Consider the following 4,427-nt stretch of genomic DNA (forward strand, 5'->3'; position numbering starts at 1 on the left):
AAACCCGCCGTGAACGGCGGGTGTGCCGGTGCGTTCTCGTCGCATCCGAGGTTTATTCGGCGTCGCTTTCCGCCGCGGCGCTCTCGATCAGCGTTTGCAGCTGCCCGGAGCGAAACATTTCCATGATGATGTCGCAGCCACCGACCAGTTCGCCGCTGACCCACAGCTGCGGGTAAGTCGGCCAGTTGGCGTATTCCTTGAGCGACTGGCGGATTTCCGGGGCTTCCAGGATGTTCACATAGGCGAACGGCTTGTTCACCTTGGTCATCGCTTCCACCACCTGGGCGGAGAAGCCGCACTGAGGAAACTGCGGGGTGCCTTTCATGTAGAGCAGCACCGGGTTTTGGGCTATCTGGTCTTTGATGACCTGAAGCACGTCGTCCATAAAAGACTACCTGGCTGGATGGCTGATTGAAGTTACCGGTCAGTGTAGCACTTCCGGCGCCGTGGGCAGAGGGTGGGGACGGCGCCGGGCGCTTTCAAGCCTGGCCCATGGCCGGTCAGAAATGGACGCGGACCCCGAGAGCGGCCGTGCGCGGCGGATTCGGGCGGGCGCCGTCCGGGCTGCGGGCGACGATTTTACGCTCATCGAACAGGTTATCTACCTTGCCGTAGACCTCCACCGCGCTGGTCAGATGGTAGGACGCGGTCAGATCCACCACTAGCAGGTCATCGGTACGTTCCAACCCTTTGTCGCAGCCGCCGGTGACACACATCCCTTCCACATACCGGGTGGTCAGATAGCCGCCCCACTGGGCCGGCTGCTCCAACCCCACCGTCAGACTGACCTGGTGCTCCGGCAGGTAAGGCAGGCGATCCCCGCTTTCCACCGCGGAATCGCTGGACTCGGAGGATTCGGTGATCTTGCCGCGCGTATAGGTGTAAGCCAGCCGCAGCGGCACGCTCAGGCCATTGCCCACCCGCCAGAGTTCGCTGCCGGCCGCCAGCTCCAGGCCGTATACGCGGGACTCGCCGAAGCTCACCGAGCCGGAGTCCTGACTGCCGCCGCCGACCAGATCGCAGGGATAGGCCAGCGAGCAATTCTGCAGTGTATTCTCGTAATCGCTGTAGAAACCGATGGCATCCAGATTCAAGCGCTCGCCCCAGTAGCGGAAACCGGCCTCATAGTTCACGCTTTTCTCCGGGTCGGTGCCATCCGTGGCGGAAGCGCCCGCCGGAGCGAACCCCTGATGTACACCAGCCAGCAAGGACCACTGATCGTTCAGCAGGTAGGTGGCGCCCAATCCGGCCAGCACCTCGCTGACCTCGTTGCTGTCACGCCGGCTCACGGTATCCCGCCCCGGGTCACCGTAGCGGCGGGCCTTGGATTCGATGTCCTCATACCGCAACGAACCGGTCAGGATCAGCTTGCCGATATACACCTTGTCCACCAGCCAGGCCGACCAGGCATCGGCCTCTTCCACCCGGTTGTCACCGCCGGTGGGCGCCACGTAACCACTGGGCACCAAAGCACCGTTGGTCTGCGAGAACACCTCCACCGGCTGGTAACGATCCACCTCGTCCTGATGGAAACGGGCGCCCACCACTATCTCATGCTCCAGAGCGGCGGTGGTGAAGGCATGGACCAGCTCGCTCTGGATCCCCTTGGCGGTGTATTCCCGGTTATTGTGTTTGACCGTCACATCGGAGACGTCCTGGCTGCCGTCCAGGATCGCCCGGGCATCGGCGTCGCCGCCGTTGGCGGCATCGATCAGGCCGCCCAGGCCACGGCCACCGGCACCGCTGACCTTGAACCAGTCGCGCTGAAACTCATTGCGGTAAATCACCGACTCCAGTTGGGTGCGGTCGCCGAGCACCAGATGATGGCGCAGGGCGATGCCATCGTGATCGTTGTCCATCTGATCCAGGGCGCTGAGCCCGTAGCGCCGATCGGGGTCATCATGAAAGTCCCGGTCGCTGAGGCCCAGGTAGGTTTCGTTGGAGACTTCACTGGAATGGGACAGCTTGAGTTCCAGTGCCTGCTGTAGCGACGCTTCCGCCGGGCTGGTCCAACGCAGCTTGGCGACATAGTCGCGCTTGTCGAAACCGGTATCGCGGTCGGAACGGTCCACGTCCTTGAAGCCGTCGCTGCTTTGCTGGTGGGTTTCCAGCAGGAAGCCCCATTGGCCATGCGTGGCCCCGTACCAGGCATGGCCACGCTGGTGGCCGTTCTCACCGGTTTCCAGTTGCACCATGCCGGCCGGGGCAGCAGGAATCGGCGTGGACAGGAAGTTGATCGCCCCACCGACGGTAAAGGGGCCGTAGCGCAGAGTATCCGGCCCCTTGAGAACCTCGATGCCATGAAACCGGCCGGCACTGGGAAAATAGTACGCCGCCGGCGCCGCATAAGGCGCCGGAGCCATCAGTACTCCGTCCTCCATCAGCGACACCCGCTCGGAGCGGCCACTGGCGGCACCGCGAATGCCGATATTCGGACGCAGTCCGTAGCCATCCTCCTCCTGCAGATAAACGCCGGGGGCATCCCGCAGCATGCGATGTACGTCCGTGTACTCTTTCTTTTCCAGATCCTCATTGGTCAACACATAGGCGGAGCCTGACAAACTGAAAGCGTCCGCTGAGGAGCCGATGATATCCACCGCCGGCAGCCGGTGAGATCCGGTTTCGGCAAGCACCAGGGAGGGCGTCAACGCCGCGCTCCAGAAAAGAGTACGAATTTGCATATTGTCGTTCCCGCAATTTTGTCAGCTTTGTAAGGAAGCAGGAAGACTAATGAAAACAATTCGTATTTACAGCTAAGTCACTTTACCTTTCATGACCTTCTTGTTACCGCCATCCCTGATGATCATCCTTCGGGCCATAGCCACCGCCGCCGGGAGAGGCCAGTAGCAGACGGTCTCCGGGGTTGGCCTGGGCACTGACCTTGGCCGGCAGCGGCGCGCCGTTGAGCCGGTTCTCCCCCATCGCCCCGTCGGCGCCGCCAGCCAGGCCCCAGGGCGGGTGATAGCGACGCTCGGTGAGCAAGGTGAAACGGGCCGGCGCCAGAAACTCCAATTCCCGCTCGATGCCGTCACCACCGCGGTGGTGGCCGTCACCGCCACTGCCGCGCCGCAACCGGTACCGCCAAACCCGTAACGGATAGTGTTCTTCAAGGCTCTCGATGGGCGTGTTCAGGGTGTTGGTCATGTGGCTGTGCACCGCCGACACCCCGGGGCCCAGGGCATGGCCGCCGGTCCCCCCGGCCATGGTCTCGTAATAGTCCCAGGGCCGTTCGCCGCCCTCGCCCATGGCCAGGTTGTTCATGGTGCCCTGGCTGGCGGCGGGGATTGCTTCAGGCTCCGCCTGGGCCAGCGCCCCCAGCACCACATCGACGATGCGCGAGCTGGTTTCCACGTTGCCGGCGGCCACGGCGCCGGGGCGGCGCGCGTTGACCAGACTGCCCTCGGGTGCCTCCAGGGTGATCGGCCGGAACAGCCCGGCGCAGGACGGCGCGTCATCCGGCAACAGGCAACGGAAGCAGTAATAAGCGGCGGCGGCGGCCACCGACAACGGGCAATTGATATTGCCGTCGACCTGGCCAGCGCTGTCACCGAAGTCCAGATGGGCCCGCTCACCAGCCACCGTCAACGTCACCGCGATAGCGATATCACGGTGGCCCTGGCCGTCGTCGTCCATCCAATCGCGGAACCGATACACGCCGTCACGCAGCATCGCCAGGCGCTGCCGCATGCGCCGCTCGCCATAGAGGTTCAGGGCCTCCATCGCCGTCGCCACCCAAGCCGTGCCCCGCTCCCCGGCCAGCTCCGCCAGACGCCGGGCACCGGCCAGGCAGCTACTGGCCTGGGCGGCAAAATCGGCGAACCGGGGCACATCCACCGGTAACGGGCCGGGGCCGTCCAGCCCGGCCAGCCGCCGGCACAGTGGCAGCTGCCAATCGCCACGCCGCTTCAGCCACTGCGGCGCGATCACCAGGCCTTCTTCCTCCAGCGTGCGGGACACCGGCATGGACCCCGGCGAATGGGCGCCGATATTGGCGTGGTGGGCACGGGTAACGGCGAAACCGATGAGCTCGTCGGCCACCAGCACCGGCGCCACCACGGTAACGTCCGGCAGATGGGTGCCGCCCAGGTAGGGGTCATTGACCACCAGCAGGTCGCCGTCGGCCCAGTCCCGCTGTTCCACCAGATCCGCCATGGCGTAGGCCATGGAACCCAGATGCACGGGGATGTGGGCGGCCTGGGCGCAAAGCTGGCCGGCGGCGTCGAACAGCGCGCAGGACAGATCCAATCGATCCTTGATGTTCGGTGACAGCGCGCTGGCCCGCAGCAGCGCGCCCATTTCGTCGCAGATGCCGGCCAGGCGGTTGGCGAAGATACTCAGTTGTACGGGGTTCATGGACAATATCGGGTTGGCGGAGAGTGAACAGGCAGTATGCCACAGGCCGGACGCCGGACGCCGGACGCCGGACG

General features: G+C 64.5%; 3 protein-coding genes. All 3 read right to left on the minus strand.

The window, feature by feature from the left end; all coding sequences use genetic code 11:
- Window positions 1–52 precede the first annotated feature (52 nt).
- Window positions 53–385 (minus strand): Grx4 family monothiol glutaredoxin, encoded by a 333-nt coding sequence (grxD, locus tag A6D6_RS21380; protein ID WP_133493502.1) that lies wholly within the window; start codon window positions 383–385, stop codon window positions 53–55.
- Between the two features lie 115 nt (window positions 386–500).
- Window positions 501–2,681, minus strand: a complete 2,181-nt coding sequence (locus A6D6_RS21385) for a TonB-dependent receptor family protein (protein ID WP_159661825.1) — start codon at window positions 2,679–2,681, stop codon at window positions 501–503.
- Window positions 2,682–2,784: 103 nt separating this feature from the next.
- A partial coding sequence (locus tag A6D6_RS21390; protein ID WP_236564207.1) for a hydantoinase B/oxoprolinase family protein occupies window positions 2,785–4,427 on the minus strand: 1,643 nt, incomplete at its 5' end.

Origin of the sequence: Alcanivorax xiamenensis (assembly GCF_009846745.1) — a bacterium.
Taxonomy (GTDB): domain Bacteria; phylum Pseudomonadota; class Gammaproteobacteria; order Pseudomonadales; family Alcanivoracaceae; genus Alloalcanivorax; species Alloalcanivorax xiamenensis.